19 protein-coding genes and 1 riboswitch are annotated in these 19961 nt (G+C 60.2%); of the genes, 10 read left to right on the top strand and 9 right to left on the bottom strand.

The window, feature by feature from the left end:
• Window positions 1-3: 3 nt before the first annotated feature.
• On the bottom strand, window positions 4-1071 hold the full coding sequence (locus D3M70_RS28750) for a putative urea ABC transporter substrate-binding protein (RefSeq protein WP_120129378.1): 1068 nt from the start codon (window positions 1069-1071) through the stop codon (window positions 4-6).
• 62 nt (window positions 1072-1133) lie between these two features.
• A riboswitch (guanidine-I (ykkC/yxkD leader) is annotated at window positions 1134-1237 on the bottom strand.
• Between the two features lie 277 nt (window positions 1238-1514).
• On the opposite strand from D3M70_RS28750, the gene D3M70_RS32230 reads away from it, so the two are divergent.
• Entirely contained in the window at window positions 1515-2075 is a 561-nt protein-coding gene (locus D3M70_RS32230) for a hypothetical protein (protein WP_177418487.1), read from the top strand.
• 155 nt (window positions 2076-2230) lie between these two features.
• Here D3M70_RS32230 and D3M70_RS28735 read toward each other — a convergent pair whose 3' ends face one another.
• Window positions 2231-3343: an enoyl-CoA hydratase/isomerase family protein gene (locus D3M70_RS28735; protein WP_120129376.1), complete on the bottom strand. Its 1113-nt coding sequence runs from the start codon at window positions 3341-3343 to the stop codon at window positions 2231-2233.
• 171 nt (window positions 3344-3514) lie between these two features.
• On the opposite strand from D3M70_RS28735, the gene ung reads away from it, so the two are divergent.
• Window positions 3515-4210 carry a uracil-DNA glycosylase gene (gene ung, locus D3M70_RS28730; RefSeq protein WP_120129375.1) on the top strand — a complete coding sequence of 232 codons (696 nt, stop codon included), beginning with the start codon at window positions 3515-3517 and terminating at the stop codon, window positions 4208-4210.
• Window positions 4211-4348: 138 nt separating this feature from the next.
• Here the strand turns inward: ung and D3M70_RS28725 are convergent, their stop codons facing one another.
• The 4 genes from D3M70_RS28725 to D3M70_RS28710 all read right to left on the bottom strand — a co-directional run bounded on the left by D3M70_RS28725 (window position 4349) and on the right by D3M70_RS28710 (window position 8441).
• Window positions 4349-5383 (bottom strand): AbrB family transcriptional regulator, encoded by a 1035-nt coding sequence (locus tag D3M70_RS28725; protein ID WP_120129373.1) that lies wholly within the window; start codon window positions 5381-5383, stop codon window positions 4349-4351.
• Window positions 5376-6887, bottom strand: coding sequence for a tripartite tricarboxylate transporter permease (locus tag D3M70_RS28720; protein WP_120129372.1), 1512 nt, complete (start codon window positions 6885-6887; stop codon window positions 5376-5378). The genes D3M70_RS28725 and D3M70_RS28720 overlap by 8 nt, the downstream gene beginning before the upstream one ends.
• 1 nt (window position 6888) lies before the next feature.
• Window positions 6889-7347, bottom strand: a complete 459-nt coding sequence (locus D3M70_RS28715) for a tripartite tricarboxylate transporter TctB family protein (protein WP_120129370.1) — start codon at window positions 7345-7347, stop codon at window positions 6889-6891.
• A 107-nt stretch (window positions 7348-7454) separates the two neighbouring features.
• Entirely contained in the window at window positions 7455-8441 is a 987-nt protein-coding gene (locus D3M70_RS28710; protein ID WP_165869929.1) for a tripartite tricarboxylate transporter substrate binding protein, read from the bottom strand.
• 467 nt (window positions 8442-8908) lie between these two features.
• Here D3M70_RS28710 and D3M70_RS28705 point away from each other — a divergent pair, with 467 nt between their 5' ends.
• A complete protein-coding gene (locus D3M70_RS28705; protein WP_120129367.1) occupies window positions 8909-9580 on the top strand; it encodes a response regulator in 672 nt (223 codons plus the stop codon).
• Window positions 9573-10988 (top strand): sensor histidine kinase, encoded by a 1416-nt coding sequence (locus D3M70_RS28700; RefSeq protein WP_120129365.1) that lies wholly within the window; start codon window positions 9573-9575, stop codon window positions 10986-10988. Before D3M70_RS28705 ends, D3M70_RS28700 begins: the two co-directional genes overlap by 8 nt.
• 135 nt (window positions 10989-11123) lie before the next feature.
• On the opposite strand, the gene D3M70_RS28695 is transcribed toward D3M70_RS28700, so the two are convergent.
• Together D3M70_RS28695 and D3M70_RS28690 are read right to left on the bottom strand one after the other, a co-directional pair.
• A complete protein-coding gene (locus D3M70_RS28695; protein ID WP_120129364.1) occupies window positions 11124-11945 on the bottom strand; it encodes an HDOD domain-containing protein in 822 nt (273 codons plus the stop codon).
• A gap of 102 nt (window positions 11946-12047) precedes the next feature.
• Window positions 12048-12989, bottom strand: coding sequence for a folate-binding protein YgfZ (locus tag D3M70_RS28690; RefSeq protein WP_120129362.1), 942 nt, complete (start codon window positions 12987-12989; stop codon window positions 12048-12050).
• 165 nt (window positions 12990-13154) lie between these two features.
• On the opposite strand from D3M70_RS28690, the gene D3M70_RS28685 reads away from it, so the two are divergent.
• Entirely contained in the window at window positions 13155-13409 is a 255-nt protein-coding gene (locus D3M70_RS28685; RefSeq protein ID WP_081567857.1) for a succinate dehydrogenase assembly factor 2, read from the top strand.
• Window positions 13393-13860, top strand: coding sequence for a protein YgfX (locus D3M70_RS28680; RefSeq protein WP_120129361.1), 468 nt, complete (start codon window positions 13393-13395; stop codon window positions 13858-13860). Before D3M70_RS28685 ends, D3M70_RS28680 begins: the two co-directional genes overlap by 17 nt.
• Here the strand turns inward: D3M70_RS28680 and nadB are convergent.
• Complete coding sequence (gene nadB, locus D3M70_RS28675) at window positions 13829-15445, bottom strand: L-aspartate oxidase (protein ID WP_120129359.1); 1617 nt, start codon at window positions 15443-15445, stop codon at window positions 13829-13831. The two genes, D3M70_RS28680 and nadB, sit on opposite strands and share 32 nt — an antisense overlap.
• 499 nt (window positions 15446-15944) lie before the next feature.
• On the opposite strand from nadB, the gene rpoE reads away from it, so the two are divergent.
• The 4 genes from rpoE (at window position 15945) to D3M70_RS28650 (ending at window position 19870) form a co-directional block, all read left to right on the top strand.
• A complete protein-coding gene (gene rpoE / locus D3M70_RS28670; protein WP_037014368.1) occupies window positions 15945-16526 on the top strand; it encodes an RNA polymerase sigma factor RpoE in 582 nt (193 codons plus the stop codon).
• A 33-nt stretch (window positions 16527-16559) separates the two neighbouring features.
• Window positions 16560-17150, top strand: coding sequence for an anti sigma-E factor RseA C-terminal domain-containing protein (locus tag D3M70_RS28665; protein ID WP_120129357.1), 591 nt, complete (start codon window positions 16560-16562; stop codon window positions 17148-17150).
• A gap of 8 nt (window positions 17151-17158) precedes the next feature.
• Window positions 17159-18121 carry a MucB/RseB C-terminal domain-containing protein gene (locus tag D3M70_RS28660; RefSeq protein ID WP_120129356.1) on the top strand — a complete coding sequence of 321 codons (963 nt, stop codon included), beginning with the start codon at window positions 17159-17161 and terminating at the stop codon, window positions 18119-18121.
• Window positions 18122-18484: 363 nt separating this feature from the next.
• Window positions 18485-19870 (top strand): DegQ family serine endoprotease, encoded by a 1386-nt coding sequence (locus tag D3M70_RS28650; protein WP_375233059.1) that lies wholly within the window; start codon window positions 18485-18487, stop codon window positions 19868-19870.
• The last annotated feature ends 91 nt before the right edge of the window (window positions 19871-19961 follow it).

The raw sequence follows: 19961 nt of genomic DNA, 5'->3' as shown, positions 1-19961 counted from the left end.
GATTTACAACTTGCCGTCAGCGGCCATTTGCACGTAGCTCGGGTCGAAGTGCAGCTTCAGGTTGCCTTTGTCGCCTTCGGTCACGCTGTTGGCGAACGTCATGCCGACCGCGCTGGAGTCCTTGGCGCCTTCGCCGAGCAGACCGTGTTCGAAGGAGAAGTCGGCGACCTTGCGCATGGTGCTCGGCAGTTGTTTGCTGTTGGCGAATTCCAGCGCTTCCTTGGGCGTGGCGAACAGCTTGGTGGTGTCCAGTTGCGACTGGAATCCGGCCAGATCGGTGCCCGACGCCTTGGCCATGTGTTCCAGGGCCTGGGTCGATTCAGCGGACTTGGCGTTCATCAGTGCGACCACTTCGAACCATGCGCCAGTCAGGGCTTTGCCCAGCGCAGGGTTGTCCTTGAGGGTCTGGGTGTTGACGACCATCATGTCCATGATTTCGCCCGGGATCTTGCTCGAATCGAAGACTTCAGTGACGCCGGGTTTGGCTTTGATCTCCGAAAGCATCGGGTTCCAGGTGGTCACGGCTTTGACGTCGCTGGTGTTGAAGGCGGCGGCGATGTCGGCGTCGGAGGTGTTGACGACTTTCAGGTCTTTCTCGGTCAGGTCGACCGAGTCCAGCGCGCGGGCCAGCAGGTAGTGGGAGACCGACAACTCGACCAGATTGACGTCCATGCCCTTGAGGTCGGTGACTTTCTTGCCATCGCCCTTGATGACGATGCCGTCGTTACCGTTGGAGAAGTCGCTGACCACCAGGGCGGTGCTTTCCACGCCGCCGGCTGCCGGAATGGTCAGGGCGTCCATGTTGGTCATGGTGCAGCCGTCGAACTGGCCGGCGGTGTACTGATTGATCGATTCGACGTAGTCGTTGAGCTGAGTGACCTTGATGTTGATGCCGTATTTCTTGGCCCATTTGTCGACGATGCCTTGGGTCCCTGCGTATTCCCATGGCATCCAGCCGGCGTAAATGGTCCAGCAGACGTCGAAGTCTTTCTTGGGGGCGGCGGTCGCCGAGAGGCTTAATGCAGCGATGAGGCCGGCGGTGAGCAGACCGAGCAGACGGGACTTTTGCATCGTGAAGAACCTCCAGTAGCGAAAAAGGGCGGTCAGGAGTACGGCGACACCACTGGTGTCCTGTCTCCCGGGCTTTTATCCCGCCGTGTAACCTCTACTGGAGGTCGCCAACTCTCGGACCAGCCACTCGCTTTTCAAGCGAGCCGGAACCCTAGTCGGCTATTGCAAATTGTGGTGCCGCGAACCTGAGTTGACTCCTGCACGGAGTTTGTTAAGCGAGAGTTGTGCCAATTCGCTGTGGGCCTTTGATTGTCTGGGGTGTGAGGTCAATGACGGTTTTTTCAGGGGATGATCATGCACCGTTGCGGGGCGCCGTCTGGCGGGCGGGGCTTGGCCTGGGGCACTCGACGGGGATTTTGCAGTCTGACGTTACGTTCTCGGCAGTTTCGAGAACGCCGACCAGCGCCGCTGGTTCGAGCTCTATCGCGGTCCAGGAGGCCGCCATGTATCGACGAAGCTTGCTCACCCTATTGATGACTCTGTCTCTTGCAGGATGTTACGGAGGCTACTACGAATCAGAGACCTACACGCAGCCGGTCTATAGCAGCGGCTACAGCAGCGGGTACGTGTATGACAGCTATCGCCCGGTAGGGCCGACCGGCTTTTATGGCGGCTCCCCGGTTTACTACTCCTCCCCACGTTATTCCTCGGCGCCACGCTATTACTCACCACCCCGGTACTACGCGCCGCCACCGCGTTATTACGGGCCTGGTTACGGCGGTGGACGGCCTGGCTATGGCGGCCCTGGTTATGGGCGGCCGGGCTACGGTGGCGGTGGAGGGCACTGGAATGGCGGCGGTGGTGGCGACCATGGTTATCGCCCACCGCCCCAAGGGCCAAGACCGGGTGGTGGCGGTCCCGGCCCTGGCTGGAATGGCAATCACGGTGGCGGAGGAGTTGGCGGTGGCCCCGGACCGGGCAGACCTTCTGGCGGAGGCAACTTCCGCCAGGATGGCAACTTTGGCCGAGGCGGGCATGGTGGTCCCGGCGGCGGTAACCGATAAGCCAACAGGTAAACGGCGCTCTCAGGAGCGCCGTTTTTGTATGCTCACGTCCACACCTGTAGCAATCCGGCTTGCTGGCGGTAGCGATCTAACGAACGTCACCGCCGGCAAGCCGGACTGCTACAGGTGTGGTGGTGTCAGAAAAATCGAAAGCGCTAATACCCCGAAAGGTCCGCCAACGGATGCCTTCCTTCCCACGCTTTCTCGAAATGTGCATCCACTACCGCCAATGGAATGCTCGAGATGTCCTGCCAGTGCCAGTGCGGCGTGTGATCCTTGTCGATCAAACGCGCCCGGACCCCCTCGGCAAACTCCGGGTGCCGACAGCAATTGAGGCTCATGCAGTACTCCATCTGGAACACTTCGGCCAGCGACATGTGCCGAGCCCGCTCGATCTGCTCCCATACCAGTTGCGCGGTCATGGGGCAGCCCTCGGTGAGGGTCTTCGCGGCCTTCGCCACCAGCGCGTCCTGTGAATGCAGTTGATGCTTGAGCGCATTCCACGCGCAAGGCGCGTCTGCCACATCCAGCAGTTCATCGATCTGCTGGCGACGGGGCAGCCACTGCGCGGCAGGCAGTTGCCCGACCGCCTCCTGCTGCAGCGCCTTGAACAGGCTGTTGAGCTGCACGGCCGTTTGTTCCTGCCAGTTCAGTTGCAGGAGGCGGTCGATCATTTCCTCCTGTTGATTGTCCAGCAGAAAGCGGTCCGCCAGGTCCAGATCCAGCGCATCACGGCCGTTGATGTGCGAGCCGGTCAAGCCCAGAAACAACCCCAACTTGCCCGGCAGTCGTGACAGGAACCAACTGGCGCCCACGTCCGGGTAGAGGCCGATACTGATCTCGGGCATCGCCAGTCGGCTGCTCGGGGTGACCACTCGAATGCTTGCACCTTGCAGCAGCCCCATGCCACCGCCGAGCACATAACCGTGGCCCCAGCAGATCAAGGGTTTGGGGTAGGTGTGCAGGGTGTAGTCAAGGCGGTACTCGGCGGCGAAAAAGTGTCCGGCCAGCGGTGGGACAGTTCCGGGCTTGCCACGACTGCCTTCAACCAGTGCACGCACGTCGCCGCCCGCACAAAATGCCTTCTCGCCATTGCCGCGCAGAAGCACGCAAACGATCTGTGGATCGCTGGCCCAGGCGTCCAGTCGGTCCCGTAGCGCCAGAATCATCGGCAGGGATAACGCGTTGAGCGATTTTTCAGCATCCAGCGTGGCAATGCCCAAGCGGGCACCGTCGGTTCCGGTGAGCTCTTCGAATTGCAGATTCATCGTGACCTCGTGTTCGTAGGACGGGCATCCATCAAGGACTGTGAGTCCCACGTATGCCGGGAAGTTGCAAGCGGGTGCTGCAGATGAGTGTAGGAAAGGCCGGATGAGCCGCGCTGGAAATAATTGGCGACAGTCCCTACAGTTCGCGCATTGTTTCTGCCGGAACGCATCATGACCAACGACGACCGCATCAAACTGGAGCCCAGCTGGAAAGAGGCCCTGCGCGAGGAATTCGAAAAGCCCTACATGAGTGTCCTGCGCGAGTTTCTGCGTCAGGAACATGCGGCGGGCAAGGAAATTTATCCGCCTGGCCCGTTGATCTTCAATGCGCTGAACTCGACGCCGCTGGACAACGTGAAAGTGGTCATTCTCGGTCAGGACCCGTATCACGGGCCGAATCAGGCCCACGGTCTTTGCTTCTCGGTCCAGCCGGGCGTGCCTGCGCCGCCGTCGCTGGTCAACATCTATAAAGAGCTCAAGCGCGACCTGAACATCGACATACCCAACCACGGCTATCTGCAGTCCTGGGCCGATCAGGGCGTCTTGATGCTCAACACCACGCTGACCGTCGAACGCGCCAACGCGGCGTCACACGCCGGGAAGGGCTGGCAGCATTTCACCGACAAGATCATCGAGACCGTCAGCGCCCATCAGCCGCATCTTGTGTTCCTGTTGTGGGGGGCGCATGCGCAGAGCAAGAAGAAGCTGATCGATGCAACCAAGCACCTGATTCTGACGTCGGTGCATCCGTCGCCGTTGTCGGCCTATAAAGGCTTTCTGGGTTGCGGGCATTTCGGCATGGCAAACAAGTTTCTGGTAGACAACGGGATTGCCCCGATTGAATGGCGGTTGCCAGCGCAAGTCTGAACTGATGCGCGGTCCGAACCTCAACACCGAACCTTGTGGAAGCCGGCTTGCTGGCGAAAGCGGTGTGTCAGACGATGACGTGTCGCTGCCCCGGCGCATTCGCCAGCAAGCCGGCTCCTACAATAAAGCGTGGTGTGCTCAGGTAGCAGGCTGCCGATTCCAGTACCTGAACAACGGCTCCGCCAGAAACAGCACGAACAGCAGACGCATGACCTGCATCGCCGTCACCAGCGGCACCGACAGCTGCAATACCTCCGCCGTCAGGCTCATCTCTGCAATGCCACCGGGCATCATGCCTAGGGTCAACGAACGAAGATCCAGATGGGTGGCGGTACTCAGTCCTAACGCACAAAGCGCCGCGATGCTCATGGTCAGCGCCGTCCCCACCAGCGTGCGCCCTATGAAGGAAGGCGCACGGCGAAAAAACGCACGATTGAAGTGACACCCCAGCCCGCTGCCGATCAACCACTGGCCCATCTGACTGCCGCCATTGGGCAAACCGATGTGCAGGTCGAAACTGACGCTGATCACCGCGCTGACCAGCAACGGCCCGAACAGCCACGGGTTGGGCTGCTTCATGCGTTGCCAGAACCACGCAACGACAGCACCGAGGGGGAACAACAGCGCCAGCCAGGTCCAGTCGACCACGGTCGCATGAGCGGGTGGACCGCCGTTGCCCATCAGGTACTTGAAGATGGCGGGCACGCACAGCACGACCGCCAGCACCCGAAGACTCTGACCGGCTGCGACGTTGCTGAGTATCGCGCCATTGCGCGCGCCGAGGTTGACCATTTCTCCCGAACCACCGGGCATGCTGGAAAAGAACGCCGTTGCGCGGTCTTCGCCGGTGCGCAGCATCAGCCACACACCCACGACACTGGAAACGCTGGTGACCAATGCGCCGATGAAGATCAGGCCGAAATGCGAGAGGACTTGTTCGATGACCACGGGTGTGAAATGCAGGCCGATACCGATGCCCACCACCCATTGGCCGCATTTGCGGCCGCCGGGGATTTCGGCCAGTTGCCAGGGTGTCAGACAACGGACCAGGATGATCGCGAGCAACGAGCCAACCATCCAGGGCAGAGGCCAGCCGACCTGACTGGCGAGGTATCCCCCCAGCAGGCCGACCAGCGGTGTTCCCCACCAGGTTTTGAAGGGGCGGTCAGACATTCGCCAGATCACGACGCTGTGACCGCTTGCGCCATATACGCAGCAGCGGGAAGGCCAGCATGATAATGGTCAGTACCCAGACGCCCAATGTGATCGGGCTCGACCAGAGGATGTCCAGCGAGCCGTTGGAAATCGACAGCGCACGACGCAGGTTCTGTTCCATCAGCCCGCCAAGGATGAAGCCCAGCAGAATCGGCGACAGCGGGAAGTCCAGCTTGCGCAGGATGTAACCGAAGATGCCGATACCGACCATCAGGAACAGGTCGAAGGTGGTGGCATGAACCGCGTAGACGCCGATCCCGGTAATGATCGCGATCACTGGCACCAGCGCCCAGTTCGGCACGGCCAGGATGCGGGTGAACACACGAATCATCGGGATGTTCAGGATCACCAGCATGACGTTGGCCACGAACAGCGACGCAATCAGGCCCCAGACCAGATCCGGTTGTTGCTGGAACAGCAGCGGACCTGGCGTGATGTTGTACAGCGACAGTGCGCCGATCATCACCGCCGTCGTGCCCGAACCCGGTACACCCAGCGTCAGCATCGGCACCAGTGCGCCACAGGCTGCGCCGCCGATGGCGGTTTCCGGCGCTGCCAGGCCGCGCATGTCGCCTTGTCCGAACTTGCCATCCTTGCCGGCCATACGTTTCTCGGTCATGTAGGCAACGGCGCTGGCCAGCGTAGCCCCGGCACCCGGAAGCACGCCCATGATGAAGCCCATGACTCCGCAGCGCAGGTTGACGATGAAGACCGAGCTGGCTTCCTTGACGTTGAACATCATGCGTCCGGTCGCCTTGACCGCTTCCTGACCGTGGTGGGTCTTTTCCAGCAACAGCAGGATTTCGCTGATCGAGAACAGGCCCAGCACCAGCACCACGAACTGAATACCGTCCGCGAGGTGAATGTTGTCGCCGGTGAAACGATACACGCCACTGTTGGCGTCGATGCCGATGCTCGACAGGAACAGGCCGATCAGCGCCGCGACAAATGTCTTGAGCGGCCGATCACCGGCCATGCCGCCGAGGCAGACGATGGCGAACACCATGAGTACGAAGTATTCGGCAGGTCCGAAGGCGATCGCCCATTTGGCCAGTAGTGGCGCAAACATGACCATGCCACAGGTGGCGATCAGCGCGCCGATGAACGAGCTCCACGCCGACAGGGAGAGAGCAACGCCCGCCAGCCCCTGACGGGCCATTGGATAACCGTCCAGCGTGGTCATGACAGTCGAGGCTTCGCCGGGAATGTTGAGCAGGATCGAGCTGATACGCCCGCCGTACTCGCAACCCAGATAAACCGCCGCCAGCAGGATCAGCGCCGACTCGGGCGGCAGACCCAGGGCGAAGGCGATGGGGATCAGCAGAGCCACGCCGTTGATGGGGCCCAGGCCTGGCAGCAGGCCGACGACCGTGCCGATCAGCGTGCCGGAAAGGGCGGTGATCAGGTTGTACGGGGTCAGCGCGACGCCGAAGCCCTGGCCGAGATAGCCGAGAGTATCCATATCAGTTCTCCAGAACGTCGAGCAAGCCGAGAGGCAGAGGCACATCCATCACTTTGTCGAAGAGCAGGTACAGACCGACGCTCATCAGGGTGATGATGACGATGCTTGGCAGCCATCGACCGCCATACAGACGTGCCATCGGGATGCCGATCAGGATGCTGCTCAGTACGAAGCCCAGCGGTTCGAACAGGCCCGCGAAAATCAGCAGCAGCAGGGTGCACAGACCGATCTTGATAAGCGTCGGACGGTCCAGCGGCGGTTCGTCCTCGGAGTGTTTGATCGGGGTCGGGCGAAACAGCATGTACAGCAGTGAGATGCCCATCAGTCCCAGCATCAGCAGCGGAAATGCGCGCGGCCCGACGGGTTCATAGGAAAAGGGCGCCTGATAAGGCCATGCCATCAGTGCCAGGCCAATGCAGGCCAATAGCAGCACGAAGGCGAAGATGCGTTGCAAGACCATGGAAAACTCCCGGATTGCGCCACCGCGCAGGCGGCGCAACCCTCAGTCGGTCAATGAGAGCCAGTCAATCGATGTCAGTCGAACGAGCGTCAGCCAATGGCGCTCGATCACTGAATCAGGCCAAATTCCTTGGCCAGCACTTTGTACTCGGCAACGCGGGTCTTCACGTACTTGTCCAGTTCCTCGCCGGTCATGGCGAACGGGAACAGTTCGCGCTGATCACGCAACTTGGCGAAGTCTTCCGAAACCAGCAGTTTGTCGAAGGCCGCTTTCCACCAGTTGTATTCTTCGTCGGTGACTTTCGGGCCGAGGTAGAAGCCGCGGACCACTGGCCAGACGATGTCGTAACCCTGTTCTTTGGCGGTCGGGATGTTTTTCATTTCCGGCTCGTCCAGGCGCTGTTCGGAGAACACCGCCAGCAGACGCATGTCGCCGCTGAGGATATGAGGCATGGAGTCGGAAATGTCAGTGGAGCCGACCTGAATGTGTCCGCCGAGCAGCGCGGTGGCAATTTCACCGCCGCCTTCGAGCGCCACGTAACGCAAGTCGCGCGGGTTGATGCCTGCGGCCTTGGCGATCAGCGCGGTCTGCATCCAGTCCTGGCTGCCGACGGTGCCGCCGGAGCCGATGACCACTTTGCTCGGGTCGGCTTTCAATGCCTTGACCAGATCGTCGAGGTTTTTGTAAGGCGAATCGGCCTTGACCGCGATGGCGCCATAGCTGGTGCCGACGGCTGCCAGCCAACGCACGGCATTCTCATCGAAGCGACCGAACTTGCCCTGCGCCAGGTTGAGCAGCGAACCGCTGGACCAGGCGACCAGGGTGCCTGCGTCGGCTGGGCGCTGAGCGACGACCGCGTTGTACGCCACCGCGCCAACGCCGCCTGGCATGTAGGTCACGCGCATTGGTTTGGACAGAATCTTCTCGTTTACCAGCGCGCTTTGCACCAGTTTGCAAGTCAGGTCAAAGCCACCGCCAGGCGAGGCAGGGGCGATGCATTCAGGGCGGTTGGGTTCGGCGGCCCACAATTGAGTGGCCACCAGCATGCAGCTGGCGGCAATGCCGATACGGCGCAACGATAGGTTCATGGTCAGTCTCCGACGCAGTTGTTATTTTTGGGTATGTCCGGGTTATTGATCAGGCGTACGTTCCACGGCGTCTTGAACGCGTGGTGATCCGGGGAGGGGACGTGACGATGCACTGCGCAGCGAATCTGCGAAGCATACAAAAACAGGACGGGATTCAGACGGCGCGGTGGCCGAGGATTGCAGTGAGGACATCACCGATGACTCCGATATTGTTTTTATTGTTGAAAACGCATCGAGGCGTTTTTCGTCACGACCCTGGGGTGTCACGGACGCTGCGCGAGGCGCATCCGTAACAAGTCGTGACTGAATCCTAATCGGCGAAGCTTTCATCAACCTTTCAACTACCTTTCATGAAGCTTTCGCCAAAAGAGCAGGGGTGCCTGTCGGTTACCTTTGAAGTGTTTCAGGCCTTCACAGACGACGGCGCGCCTGTAAACTCCGCCACCACCTAAGGCCTCAATCGGGAGAAATCGATGCGTGTCCTGCTCGTCGAAGACCATCTGCAACTGGCTGAAAGCGTCGCGCTGGCGCTCAAGGGCAGCGGCCTTACCGTGGACGTTTTGCACGATGGCGTGGCCGCCGATCTGGCGCTGGGCAGCGAAGAATACGCGGTCGCGATTCTCGATGTCGGTCTGCCGCGCATGGACGGTTTCGAAGTGCTGGCCCGTCTGCGCGCGCGCGGCAAGAACATTCCGGTGCTGATGCTGACCGCACGCAGCGACGTCAAGGATCGGGTGCATGGCCTGAACCTGGGCGCTGACGACTATCTGGCCAAACCTTTCGAGTTGACGGAGCTCGAAGCCCGAGTCAAGGCGCTGTTGCGGCGCAGCGTGCTCGGCGGCGAGCGGCAGCAACACTGTGGGGCGCTGATCTACGACCTGGACACACGGCGCTTCACACTCGGCGATGAAATGCTGACGCTGACCTCCCGCGAGCAGTCGGTACTCGAAGCGTTGATTGCCCGTCCTGGCCGCGTCATGAGCAAGGAACAACTCGCCTCACAGGTGTTCGGCCTGGATGAAGAAGCCAGCGCCGATGCCATCGAAATCTATGTGCATCGCTTGCGCAAAAAGCTCGATGGCCACCCCATCGCCATCGTCACGTTCCGCGGTCTGGGTTATCTGCTGGAAAGCCGCGATGCTTAACCCGATTCCGTCGGCGGAAAACAGTCTGCGATGGCGTCTGCTCTGGAATCTGGGTTTGCTGCTGGTGGTGCTGATGATCGCCAGCGGCATGAGCGCCTACTGGAATGGCCGCGAAGCCGCCGACACCGCTTACGACCGCACGTTGCTGGCGTCGGCACGAACCATTGCCGCGGGGTTGTCCGAGCGTGATGGAACCTTGAGCGCCGACGTGCCCTACGTGGCTCTGGATACCTTCGCCTATGACAGCGCGGGGCGGATCTATTACCAGGTCAACGACATCAACCACAAGCTGATTTCCGGGTACGAAAATCTTCCCGCGCCGCCGCCCAACACACCGCGCACCGATGATTATCCGGCGCTGGCCAAGTTCTACAGTGCGCGTTATCAGGGGCAGGACGTTCGGGTGGTCAGCCTGCTCAAGGCTGTCAGTGAACCGAACATGAACGGCATCGCCGAAATTCGTGTCGCCGAAACCGAGGAGCAGCGCGTGAGCATGGCGCGAGGGCTGATGGCCGATACCTTGCTGCGGTTGGGCATGCTCGGCAGCGGCGCGCTGTTGCTGGTCTGGTTTACGGTGAGCGCGGCGTTGCGGCCGCTGGATCGTTTGCGCACGGCTGTGGAAGAGCGCCAACCCGATGACTTGCGTGCATTGCCGATGGTCGAGGTGCAGCACGAACTGCGCCCGCTGGTGAGTTCGCTCAACCACTTCACCGAGCGCCTGCGCATGCAGTTCGAGCGTCAGGCGCAGTTCATCGCCGACGCCGCCCATGAATTACGCACACCGCTGGCGGCGCTCAAGGCTCGGGTCGAACTGGGACTGCGTGATCCTGATCCGGCTGCGTGGCGCACCACCCTGGAAAGTGCGGCGACGGGGACCGATAAACTGACCCATCTGGCCAATCAATTGCTGTCGCTGGCGCGCATCGAAAACGGTGCCCGGGCGGTTGCCGAAGGCGGCGCAGAGCGGTTGGACCTGAGTCAGTTGGCGCGGGAATTGGGCATGGCCATGGCGCCCTTGGCCCACGCCCGTGGCGTTGCCCTGGCGCTGGAGGCCGCCGAGCCGGTGTGGATGCGTGGTGAGCCGACGCTGCTGAACGAGCTGCTGAGTAATCTGGTGGACAATGCGCTGGCGCACACGCCGGTGGGCGGCAACGTGGTATTACGGGTGCATTCGCCTTGTGTGCTCGAAGTCGAGGATGATGGGCCAGGCATTCCCCTGCATGAGCGCGACCGGGTATTCGAGCGCTTTTATCGACGTAATCAGCAAAGCAGCGGTTCAGGGCTGGGGTTGGCAATCGTCGGCGAAATCTGCCGCGCACACCTGGCAAAGATCAGTTTGCATGATGGGGAAGAGCGGGGACTCATGGTCAGGGTCAGTTTTGCCGCCCCCGACAATGAAGGTGTGTAGACCCGACAACGTATCGGGCATCTGTAGCCGCACGGCTTGCCAGCGGAGCGATCTCAAGGGCGCCGCCGCTGGCGAGCGGAACGCCCGCCGGCCGGGCTGCTACAGCAGGAAAATACAGCTTCAGATACGCGAGGGTCAGTAAAGCAGCGTCATTGCCTCGTTCATTTCGCTGATCATCGCCCCATCGGCCATGTTCAACCCCAGCTGGTTGACCGCTGGAATCGCCTGAACGTCCAGATTCGGATAAGGCCTGCCCGTCGCTTCATGGACATGCACGGTCGCCACCTGGACCAGGTCGACATAATCGGCTTGCTGTGAAACGCGAGTGAAATTCTGGAACTGCTTGGGAACGACTGCCAGCGCCTCGGGGAAATCCCATGAGCGCAGCAGCCGCTCGCCAATGATGGGATGAATGCGCTCGATCACGTGGTTGAGGCTCACCGCATCGGCCAGCAACTCGAAATTGTCCTCGGCGTAGGTCAGGATCGGCAGCACGCCGATCAGATGAATCAGTCCGGCCAGCGTCGCCTTGTCCGCTTTCAGGTGCCCACGACGCGCGCTCAAAAGGCTACTGACCCCCGCCACCTGCAGGCTCAATTTCCAGATTTCGCGCATCTTGGTTTCGATCACCGCGGACTTGGCGTGAAACATCTGCTCGACCACCAGACCGATCGCCAGGTTGCAGCTGTAATTCACGCCCAGTCGGCGAACGGCGGTCAGCACATCGCTGACCTCGAAATTGGGCCGCAACAACGGGCTGTTGACCACTTTGATCAGGCGCGCCGAGAGGGCGGTATCACTGCCGATGACCTTGCTCAGGGCGGCGATGGTGATTTCCGAATCTTCCGCAGCCAGGCGAATTTTCATTGCCACTTCAGGAAGCGTCGGCAGAAACAGGGCGTCTCTGTCGATCGCTTTTATCAGGTCCCTCTGCACCTCGTCAGCCATGCTGCTCATATCGAATCTCTGGATAGTGCATTCCGGTCAGTGCCCCAAGCCCGGAAAAGGCAGGGGCGCTGACAACTACGCTGACGTTCGAATCTGTCGTTCAACCACAGCTCAACGCTGGGTTTCAAGCTTGGCATCCAGCGTGTAAGGCAGTTCGCTCAATTGCACGGCCTGGCCGTGCGTATTGCCCAGCCGAATGTCGCCATTTTCCACCGCGTCTGCTTGCAGGACCGCCAGCAGTTCGACGCCGCTCGCGGCGCTGGCGGCGAGCACCACGTTGCCCACTGAACTGGCGTGGACCGGGGAAAACAGCTCAGTACCCGGTTGTGGCACCTCGATGCCTTCCAGCGTCAAGCGATAAAGACGACGCTTGAGCTTGCCCAGGTATTGCATCCGCGCCACGATTTCCTGGCCGGTGTAGCAACCTTTCTTGAAACTCACTCCGCCAACGGCCTGCAGATTGATCATCTGCGGGATGAACTCTTCACGGGTTGGCCCGAACACTTGACCGATGCCCGCGCGGATCTGGCCCAACAGCCACACGTTCAAAGTGCCTTCAGGTAATTGCGCGGCCAGACGATTGCGAATGTCTTCGGCCTGTTCGGCACGAACCCACAGCTCGGCGCGGGCAGGGGAGACGCGGATGGCGATCAGGTCGTTGGCGCGCGCGACGGCGTCAGTGTCCGGCGCCAGGTCCAGCCCCAGGCCCGCCAGCATGCTGTCACCATCGTTAAGCCCAAAGCGGGCCCACGACGCGCTTTCGTCGGTCAACTTCGATTTGGAGAAGACGGCGTATTTTTTCAGATCCAGCAATTGGGCTTCGATCAATTCGCTGGCCATCGCCAGCAGCACGCCGTCGCCCTCCAGCAGAATGCGGAAGCTGGACTGCATGCGGCCTTTCTGCGTGCAACGAGCGCCGAGCGTGGCCTTGGCTTCGCTCAGGTAATTCATGTTGCAGGTCAGTTGGCCTTGAAGGAATTTGCTGGCGTCCGCGCCGCGAACGGCGAGCACACCTTCGTGGGAGAGTGGGCAGAAAAAAGCTGAATCGGCCATGAGTCATCGCGTGGGTAGAAGTCTGGGGCACCATCATAGTGCCCTGTCTCGCTTATGGGTATACGCAAGTCGGGTTTAGACCCCGCGCAAAACCCTGCGACTAACAGCGGATGCGCCTCCAGAGCACGGGCCTGTATACTCGCCCGCAAATTTGAGGAGCGCCCCATGGTCGAAGATGTTGAACTCAACCGCCTCTTTTGGCACAGCCGCCGCGGCATGCTCGAGCTGGACGTACTGCTGGTACCGTTTGTCCGTGAAGTCTACCCGTCGCTCAACGACGTCGATCGTGCACTGTATGTGCGCCTGCTGACCTGTGAAGATCAGGACATGTTCGTCTGGTTCATGCAGCGCGGCGAGTCCGAGGACCCGGAGCTGCAACGTATGGTTCGCATGATCCTGGACCGTGTCCAGCCGAAATGATCGTTTCGAATGCCGGTGGCAGCGCTCCAATGCGTTGCTGACGGCTTACCTGGGTGCCCAGTCGCTGGCACTGATCTCGATTTTCCTGCTTGAAATTCCTGTCTCGGCCCGTGTGCTCGGCCTGTTGCTGTGCCTTTTGCACGGCATTGTGTGTTGGCGACGATCAATTCTTTTAAGCGACGAGCGCGCCTTCAGTGCGCTGCGACGCGACGACACGGGCTGGCAAATATGGAACCGGCGCTCGGGCTGGCAGCCGGTGCAGTTGCGGCCTGACAGCATCGCGCTGCCGCACATTGTGGTGCTCAGGTTTCGCCTGATGACCGGGCATCGATTGCATCGGCGCTGGATCAGAAGTGTTTGCATTCCAGGGGACGCAATGGCGCCGGATCTGCACCGGCGCCTGCGGCTTCGCCTGAAATTCAGCCGGCGTAGGTGGGCGGCGCCAGAATAGTGTCGACCGCCTCCGGCAGCATGTCCGGGTAATCCAGTGTGTAGTGCAACCCGCGACTTTCCTTGCGGGACATGGCTGAGGCGATCATCAGCTCGGCGACCTGCGCCAGGTTTCTCAGCTCGATCAAATCACGGCTGACTTTATAGTTGCTGTAGAACTCATCGATTTCGTCCAGCAGCAGCCGCACCCGGTGCTGCGCCCGTTGCAGTCGCTTGTTGGTGCGCACGATGCCGACGTAGTCCCACATGAAACGTCGCAGTTCGTCCCAGTTGTGCGCGATGATCACGTCCTCGTCCGAGTCTGTCACCTGGCTTGCGTCCCATGCTGGCAAACCCTGCGGTTGAGCTATTTCAGGCAGGTTCGCAATGATGTCGGCGGCAGCCGAGCGTGCATAGACGAAGCATTCGAGCAGCGAGTTGCTGGCCATGCGGTTGGCACCGTGGAGCCCCGTGAAACTGGTTTCGCCTATCGCGTAGAGACCCGGCACATCGGTACGACCGTGTTGATCGACGACAACGCCGCCGCAAGTGTAGTGCGCGGCCGGGACCACTGGAATCGGTTGGCGGGTGATGTCGATGCCGAACTCCAGGCAGCGTTCATAGACCGTCGGGAAGTGGGTTTTGACGAAATCTTCAGGCTTGTGGCTGATGTCCAGATAAACGCAATCCACGCCCAGGCGCTTCATTTCATGGTCGATGGCGCGGGCGACGATGTCGCGCGGGGCCAGTTCGGCCCGAGGGTCGAAGCGCTGCATGAAGCGTTCGCCGTTGGGCAGTTTCAAATAAGCACCTTCGCCGCGCAGGGCCTCGGTCACCAGAAAGCTCTTGGCCTGGGGGTGATAAAGGCAGGTAGGGTGGAACTGGTTGAGCTCCAGATTTCCCACCCGGCAACCCGAGCGCCATGCCATGGCGATGCCATCACCGCAGGCGCCGTCGGGGTTGCTGGTGTAGAGGTACACCTTGGCCGCACCGCCAGACGCCAGAATGGTGAAGCGCGCGCTGTGAGTGTCGACTTCTCCTGTAGAGCGATCCAGTACATAGGCCCCCAGACAACGTTCGCCTTCCAGGCCCAGTCGGCGCTCGGTGATCAAATCGACCGCGACCCGCTGCTCCAGCAGTTCGATGTTCGGACGTTCCATGGCCTGCGTCAGCAACGTGCGAAAAATCGCCGCACCTGTCGCATCGGCGGCATGGATGATGCGCCGGTGGCTGTGGCCGCCCTCGCGAGTCAAATGAAACTCGAACCCGCCATCTTCAACGGTCGATTGATCATCCCGGGTGAACGGCACGCCCAGGTCGATCAACCATTCAATGGCCTCGCGGCTGTGCTCGACGGTGAATCGCACCGCTTCTTCATTACATAAGCCGCCACCAGCGTTGAGGGTGTCTTCGACGTGGGACTGCACGGTGTCGGCGTTGTCCAGTACGGCGGCAACACCCCCTTGAGCCCAGAAGGTCGATCCGTTGGCCAGATCACCCTTGCTCAAGACGGCGACGCGAAGATGGGCGGGGAGGGTGAGGGCCAGGCTCAATCCGGCAGCGCCGGAACCGATCACCAATACGTCGTGCTGAAAATGCTGACTCATGACTTTATCCGGCTTCTAAATGGCCACTAGTATGTAAAGAAAGGGAACGGCACAATGGCTGCGATTTTATGGCAATTGTGATGCGCAGCGGGGAGCGGATTGTGCGCTACTGCGCGGCATCGTGCATACCGTCTGGCGGGCAGTTTCAACGCCGACCGTACGCTCGAACTGGATCCCGTCAGCACGATAGTGTGTGTCTAACGCTCTGAAACGAAATGTGGGAACTTTTCATTGAGCCCCACGTTCAATAGAGGGTTGCCGTTAAAGGGACAGCGTCGGCGTTTTTGCGAGGGGAGTTTGATACACCGCGCAAGCGCTTTCGACGACAAGATTATTCACGCAGCCGACCTGGTTCGAGCTGCGTTTTTCGTGCGGGCTACCGACGCTCGCCGGAAACTTGCTTGAAGGGGGGAGAACTTTTGCGAAAAGCCCGAGTCTATGTTTGCAAGCCTGTGAAGCAGCCTCTGCGACACTCCTTTGAGCTCTATGAGGAGTGTTCATGCTAACCCAGGAAGAGGATCAGCAACTGGTCGAACGCGTACAGCGCGGCGACAAGCGAGCCTTTGATCTGCTAGTGGTGAAATATCAGCACAAGATTCTTGGGTTGATCGTGAGATTCGTCCACGACACCCATGAAGCCCAGGATGTCGCGCAAGAGGCTTTTATCAAGGCTTACCGTGCACTTGGAAACTTCCGCGGCGACAGTGCGTTTTATACGTGGCTGTACCGCATCGCCATCAACACGGCGAAAAACTATCTGGTGTCGCGAGGTCGGCGACCGCCGGACAGCGATGTCAGATCTGAAGACGCGGAGTTCTACGACGGCGATCATGGCCTCAAGGACATCGAGTCGCCGGAGCGTGCATTGTTAAGGGATGAGATCGAGGGCACTGTCCATCGGACCATCCAGCTACTGCCAGAAGATTTGCGTACAGCTCTAACTTTGCGTGAGTTTGACGGTCTGAGTTACGAAGACATTGCGAGCGTTATGCAATGTCCGGTTGGTACCGTGCGCTCTCGCATTTTTCGCGCTCGGGAAGCCATTGATAAAGCCCTGCAGCCTTTGTTGCAGGAAACCTGAGACAGCGGCGATAGCCATATGAGAGGAACCGCCATGAGTCGTGAAGCCCTGCAGGAATCGCTGTCCGCGGTGATGGATAACGAAGCGGACGAATTGGAATTACGTCGAGTGCTCAATGCAATCGACGATGCGGATACACGTGCCACATGGTCGCGTTATCAGATTGCTCGCGCAGCAATGCATAAAGAACTGCTGATGCCTCATCTGGACATCTCGGCCGCCGTATCTGCCGCGATTGCCGACGAAGTCAGCCCGCTGAAGGCTGGTCGTGGTCCTTGGCGTACGCTGGGTCGTCTGGCGGTTGCCGCCTCGGTCACCGTCGCTGTGCTGGCGGGCGTTCGCTTGTACAACCAGGATGAGATCGCTGGCGCCCAACTGGCTCAGCAATCGGCACAACCTGCCAACGTCGCAATGCCTCAGGTAAAAGGCCCGGCGGTACTGGCCGGCTACACTGAAGGCGAGCAGGCTCCAGGCCCTATGGCCAGCGGCGTCATGCAGAACCAGGCTGGCTGGCATGACCAGCGTCTGCCGGGGTACCTGCGTCAACACGCTCAACAAGCTGCGTTGAAAGGCACTGAAAGCGCTCTGCCGTACGCTCGCGCAGCCAGCCTGGAAAACCGTTAAGGAGGATCATGCGCGCCATCCCTCTAGTGCCGCTTCTGCTTGGTGGATGGCTGGTCCTTCCAGTTCATGCCGATGATGCGCAAGACCAGCTCAAGCGTCTTGCGCAGGCAGAACAGCAGCAAAGTTTTCAGGGCACCTTCGTTTACGAACGTAATGGAAGTTTTTCCACTCACAGGATCTGGCACCGGGTTGTTGACGGCAAGGTTCGTGAGCATCTTCTTCAGCTCGATGGTTCCGCTCAGGAAGTGCTGCGCGTCGATGGGGTAACCCAGTGCGTCAGCGGCAGTCTGGTTGCGGGCGTTTCGAATATCCCCGATTCCCCGGCTCATGCCTTCGATGCTGCCAAGCTCTCAGCCTGGTACGACATGAAGGTTGCGGGGAATTCGCGGGTGGCCGGAAGGCCTGCCGTGGTCGTGACGCTGACGCCTCGCGATCAGCACCGCTACGGCATCGAATTGCATCTGGACAGCGAAACCGGTCTGCCGCTCAAATCGTTGCTCCTCAGCGATAAGGGCCAGTTGCTGGAACGCTTCCAGTTCACTGAGCTCGACACCGCCGCCCCAACTGATCAGATGCTGCAGCCCAGTGGAGAATGCAAGCCGGTCGAAGTGGTCAAGTCCAAGGTCGATGCGCAGAAATCGCAGGTTGCCTGGCATTCGGACTGGCTGCCGCCTGGATTCGAGCTGAGCAGCTCGGCCGCGCGCAAGGATCCGGATTCCAAGTCGCTGGTCACCAGCCTCATGTATGACGACGGTCTGGCACGCTTCTCGGTGTTCATCGAACCCGTCAGCGGTGCCGCTGTGACAGATATTCGCACCCAGCTGGGTCCGACCGTCGCGGTTTCGCGTCGTCTGACTACGCCCAAGGGCGATGCCATGGTGACTGTCGTCGGTGAAATTCCGATCGGTACCGCCGAGCGCATTGCGCTGTCCATGCGTAACGATGCGGCCTCGGCCACAACCAGGAAGTAACCCGTCAAACTCGGTGAATGCCCACTATGAAAAAGGTTTCATTTTGGGCGTTCCGAGCGGCCAGCCCCGTGATTGCGGGCATTGGACGAGAGGCTGAAATGTTTGGTCAGCTTTGCAGGTTGCAAATCCACTCTTTTTTTTCTATAGGTCACAGCTTCGCAGCTCTGGCCTTTTGTTGTTTCAGCTTTCAGAAAGCTTATAGAGAGTAAAACTGGCTGAGAGCGATGCACTGAGCAAGACTGCGATGTGTAGATGCTCCTCGAACCTGTCGGTTCGTACCGCTTAACCATGCTCGTTGTGAACGGGAGCCGTATGTCGATACCACGCTTGAAATCATATCTGTCCTGGGTGGCCGCCGTGCTGATGCTCGGTCAGGTCCTCACTGCGCAGGCCGAAGCCCTGCCGGACTTCACTTCTCTGGTGGAGCAAGCTTCGCCCGCTGTCGTGAACATCAGTACGCGGCAAAAGCTGCCGGATCGTTCCGTGGCACAAGGACAGATGCCGGACCTGGAAGGTCTTCCACCCATGTTGCGCGAATTCCTGGAGCGCAGCATGCCGCCAGGCTCGCGTCCGCCAGGATCGGGCAAGGGTGATCGCCAGCGCGAAGCGCAGTCGCTGGGGTCAGGTTTCATCATCTCTGCCGATGGCTTCATTCTGACCAACAACCATGTGATCGATGGCGCTGACGAGATTCTCGTCCGTCTGTCAGACCGCAGTGAAATGAAAGCCAAATTGATTGGTACCGACCCGCGCACCGACGTGGCGGTCCTGAAAATCGACGGCAAGGACCTGCCCACCGTCAAGCTGGGTAATTCCGACAAGCTGAAGGTCGGTGAGTGGGTACTGGCGATAGGGTCGCCGTTCGGTTTCGACCACTCGGTGACCAAAGGTATCGTCAGCGCCAAGGGCCGCAGCCTGCCCAATGACACCTATGTACCGTTTATTCAGACGGACGTTGCGATCAATCCGGGCAACTCGGGTGGACCCCTGTTCAACATGGCCGGCGAGGTCGTGGGCATCAACTCGCAGATCTTCACCCGCTCCGGTGGTTTCATGGGTCTCTCGTTCGCCATTCCGATCGATGTCGCAATGGATGTCGCCAATCAGCTCAAGGCCAACGGCAAGGTCAATCGTGGCTGGCTGGGTGTGGTGATTCAGGAAGTGAACAAGGATCTGGCAGAGTCGTTCGGTCTGGACAAGCCAGCCGGTGCGCTCGTAGCTCAGGTTCTCGAAGACGGCCCGGCTGCCAAGGGCGGTTTGCAGGTTGGCGATGTGATTCTCAGCGCTAACGGCACGCCAATCGTCATGTCGGCGGATCTGCCGCACCTGATCGGCAACCTGAAGGACGGCAGCAAGGCCGAACTGGAAGTGATCCGTGATGGCAAGCGTCAGAAACTGACCGTCACGGTTGGCGCATTGCCCGCTGAAGGCGAAGAAATGGGCGCGACTGATTCCGGCGTCGAGCGCAGCAGCAATCGCCTTGGCGTTTCGGTCACCGATCTGACGGCTGAGCAAATGAAGTCCATGGACCTCAAAGGCGGCGTTGTGATCAAGGAGGTACAGGACGGTCCTGCCTCGTTGATCGGTCTGCAGGCGGGCGATGTGATCACTCACTTGAACAACCAGGCGCTGACTTCGGCCAAGCAGTTCACAGAGGTGGCCAAGGGCCTGCCGAAGAATCGCTCGGTGTCGATGCGGGTCCTGCGTCAGGGACGCGCCACGTTCATCACCTTCAAACTGGCGGAATAATCAGCCATTACAGCAAGAGGAGCGGCCGGTCCGCTCCTTTTTTGTGCCTGTCGGGCTTGTGGACTGCCGTCTTGGCGTGTGAACGTGACGC

It is taken from the genome of Pseudomonas sp. LS-2, assembly GCF_003605735.1.
Lineage (GTDB): Bacteria > Pseudomonadota > Gammaproteobacteria > Pseudomonadales > Pseudomonadaceae > Aquipseudomonas.
Note: the sequence above shows the minus strand (reverse complement) of the source record. Positions and strands in the feature narration are given on the sequence as shown.

Bases quoted from the DNA above. Each gene is read 5' to 3' on its own strand.
- D3M70_RS28750 (WP_120129378.1), bottom strand. From the start codon at position 1,071: ATGCAAAAGTCCCGTCTGCTCGGTCTGCTCACCGCCGGCCTCATCGCT.
- D3M70_RS32230 (WP_177418487.1), top strand. From the start codon at position 1,515: ATGTATCGACGAAGCTTGCTCACCCTATTGATGACTCTGTCTCTTGCA.
- D3M70_RS28735 (WP_120129376.1), bottom strand. From the start codon at position 3,343: ATGAATCTGCAATTCGAAGAGCTCACCGGAACCGACGGTGCCCGCTTG.
- ung (WP_120129375.1), top strand. From the start codon at position 3,515: ATGACCAACGACGACCGCATCAAACTGGAGCCCAGCTGGAAAGAGGCC.
- D3M70_RS28725 (WP_120129373.1), bottom strand. From the start codon at position 5,383: ATGTCTGACCGCCCCTTCAAAACCTGGTGGGGAACACCGCTGGTCGGC.
- D3M70_RS28720 (WP_120129372.1), bottom strand. From the start codon at position 6,887: ATGGATACTCTCGGCTATCTCGGCCAGGGCTTCGGCGTCGCGCTGACC.
- D3M70_RS28715 (WP_120129370.1), bottom strand. From the start codon at position 7,347: ATGGTCTTGCAACGCATCTTCGCCTTCGTGCTGCTATTGGCCTGCATT.
- D3M70_RS28705 (WP_120129367.1), top strand. From the start codon at position 8,909: ATGCGTGTCCTGCTCGTCGAAGACCATCTGCAACTGGCTGAAAGCGTC.
- D3M70_RS28700 (WP_120129365.1), top strand. From the start codon at position 9,573: ATGCTTAACCCGATTCCGTCGGCGGAAAACAGTCTGCGATGGCGTCTG.
- D3M70_RS28695 (WP_120129364.1), bottom strand. From the start codon at position 11,945: ATGAGCAGCATGGCTGACGAGGTGCAGAGGGACCTGATAAAAGCGATC.
- D3M70_RS28690 (WP_120129362.1), bottom strand. From the start codon at position 12,989: ATGGCCGATTCAGCTTTTTTCTGCCCACTCTCCCACGAAGGTGTGCTC.
- D3M70_RS28685 (WP_081567857.1), top strand. From the start codon at position 13,155: ATGGTCGAAGATGTTGAACTCAACCGCCTCTTTTGGCACAGCCGCCGC.
- nadB (WP_120129359.1), bottom strand. From the start codon at position 15,445: ATGAGTCAGCATTTTCAGCACGACGTATTGGTGATCGGTTCCGGCGCT.
- rpoE (WP_037014368.1), top strand. From the start codon at position 15,945: ATGCTAACCCAGGAAGAGGATCAGCAACTGGTCGAACGCGTACAGCGC.
- D3M70_RS28665 (WP_120129357.1), top strand. From the start codon at position 16,560: ATGAGTCGTGAAGCCCTGCAGGAATCGCTGTCCGCGGTGATGGATAAC.
- D3M70_RS28660 (WP_120129356.1), top strand. From the start codon at position 17,159: ATGCGCGCCATCCCTCTAGTGCCGCTTCTGCTTGGTGGATGGCTGGTC.
- D3M70_RS28650 (WP_375233059.1), top strand. From the start codon at position 18,485: ATGCTCGGTCAGGTCCTCACTGCGCAGGCCGAAGCCCTGCCGGACTTC.